Raw genomic sequence first — 2,011 nt, 5'->3', positions numbered from 1 at the left:
TCGTGGATGTCGCGCAGCCAGCGGCGCAGTTCGCGGCGCACCTGCGCATCGAGCGCGCCGAACGGCTCGTCGAGCAAAAGCACGGCCGGTTCGATCGCCATGGCGCGGGCCAGCGCCACGCGCTGGCGCTGGCCGCCCGAAAGCTGTGCCGGATAGCGTTTTTCCAGACCGGAAAGCTGAACGAGGTTGAGGAGTTCCGAGGCGCGGCGGCGGATTTCCTTCGCCGACGGGCGTGACGGCCCGTGCCGGACCTTGAGTCCGAAGCCGATATTGTCGGCGACCGTCATATGGCGAAACAGCGCGTAGTGCTGGAAGACGAAGCCGACATTGCGCTCCTGAATCGACTTTTGAGAGGCATCCTCTTCGCCGAAGAAGATCTTTCCGCGGGTCGGCCGCTCCAAGCCGGCAATCAGCCTGAGCAGCGTCGTCTTGCCGGAACCGGAAGGTCCCAGCAGGGCGATCAGTTCTCCCGACTTGATGTCGAGCGAAACGTCGCGGAGGGCCGGAAACCGCTCAAACTCCTTGCGCACGTTGGCAACGCGAACTTCCATGCAAATCCCTTTTGTAGTTGATGCATGCCGTTATCCCAAAACCGGTTCCCACTTTTGGGCGACATCAAATCTTTGTTTTATGCATGTCGTTGTCCAAAAACCGCTACACACTTTTGGGCGACATGCATTTGTCAGTGTCCGCGCGTCGCGGCGATCTCGGCGCCGTAGCGCATCTCGAGAAGTGTTTTCAAGACCAGCGTGACGAGCGCCAGGCCGGCAAGCAGCGAAGCGACGGCAAAGGCGGCGGCGGCATTGTACTCGTTATAAAGGATTTCAACATGCAGCGGCATGGTGTTGGTTAGCCCGCGTATGTGGCCCGACACGACCGAGACCGCGCCGAACTCGCCCATGGCACGGGCATTGCACAGCAACACGCCGTAGAGCAATCCCCATTTGACGTTGGGCAATGTCACGTACCAGAACGCCTGCCAGCCGTTGGCCCCGAGCGACAGGGCAGCCTCCTCGTCGCCATTGCCCTGTTCCTGCATCAGCGGGATCAATTCGCGGGCGACGAAGGGGAAGGTGACGAAGACGGTGGCCAGCACGATGCCCGGCACGGCAAACAGGATGACGATGCCATGCGCCTTGAGCCAGGCGCCGAGCAGGCCTTGCGCGCCGAACAGAAGTACATAGACCAGGCCGGAAATGACCGGGGAGACCGAAAACGGCAGGTCGATCAGTGTGGTCAGGAACGCCTTGCCCTTGAACTCGAACTTGGCGATCGCCCAGGCGGCGGAAATACCGAAGACGATGTTGAGCGGCACCGAGATCGCCGCGACCAGAAGCGTCAGGCGGATCGCCGAGCGCGTGTCCGGTTCGCTCAGCGCCTGTGTGTAGGCCTCGATACCTTTGGCGAAAGCTTCCTTGAAGACGATGATCAGCGGCAGGAGCAGGAAAATGCCGAGGAAGGCAAAGGTCACTATCATCAGCACGGTTCTCGCCGTGCGGCTCTCGGTCACCGCCGGCGACTGGCTTTCATGGTGCGGCGCGTAGGATTTGATCTCCGGGTCAGCCATAGCGCTTGCGGCTCCAGGTCTGCACCAGGTTGATGACCAGCAGCATGACGAAGGACAGCGCCAGCATGATCGCCGCTATCGCGGTCGCCGCGGCGTAATTATATTCCTCCAGCCGGATGACGATCAGAAGCGGCGCGATCTCGGATTTGAACGGCAGGTTGCCGGCGATAAAGATGACGGAACCGTACTCGCCGACGCCGCGCGCGAAGGCCAGCGCGAAACCGGTGACGATGGCAGGCGCCAGTCCGGGTAGTAGAACGCGGCTGATGATCTGGAAGCGATTGGCGCCGAGCGTGGCGGCCACTTCTTCTACCTCCTTGTCGATCTCCTCCATGATCGGCTGCACGGTGCGCACGACGAAGGGCAGACCGATGAAGACCAGCGCGATGACGATGCCGAGCGGCGTATACGCGACCTTAATGCCGAGCGGCGTCAGCAGGCTTC

Annotated in this window: 3 protein-coding genes; all 3 read right to left on the bottom strand. The window is 61.7% G+C overall.

Going from position 1 to position 2,011, the window contains the following annotated elements:
• Positions 1-551: sulfate/molybdate ABC transporter ATP-binding protein (locus NKI97_RS35310; RefSeq protein ID WP_352838599.1), on the bottom strand; the 551-nt coding region annotated here is incomplete at its 3' end.
• A 131-nt stretch (positions 552-682) separates the two neighbouring features.
• Positions 683-1,567 carry a sulfate ABC transporter permease subunit CysW gene (gene cysW / locus NKI97_RS35305; RefSeq protein ID WP_352621239.1) on the bottom strand — a complete coding sequence of 295 codons (885 nt, stop codon included), beginning with the start codon at positions 1,565-1,567 and terminating at the stop codon, positions 683-685.
• The coding region (locus NKI97_RS35300) for an ABC transporter permease subunit (protein WP_352838598.1) at positions 1,560-2,011 on the bottom strand (452 nt) is incomplete at its 5' end. The genes NKI97_RS35300 and cysW, both read right to left, overlap by 8 nt.

The sequence above is a fragment of the Mesorhizobium sp. M0296 genome, assembly GCF_040321675.1.
Lineage (GTDB): Bacteria > Pseudomonadota > Alphaproteobacteria > Rhizobiales > Rhizobiaceae > Mesorhizobium.
This window is presented reverse-complemented; position numbering and strand designations above follow the sequence as displayed.

What these genes read in the sequence shown, in the direction of transcription:
- cysW (WP_352621239.1), bottom strand. Translation starts at nt 1,567, where the DNA reads ATGGCTGACCCGGAGATCAAATCCTACGCGCCGCACCATGAAAGCCAG.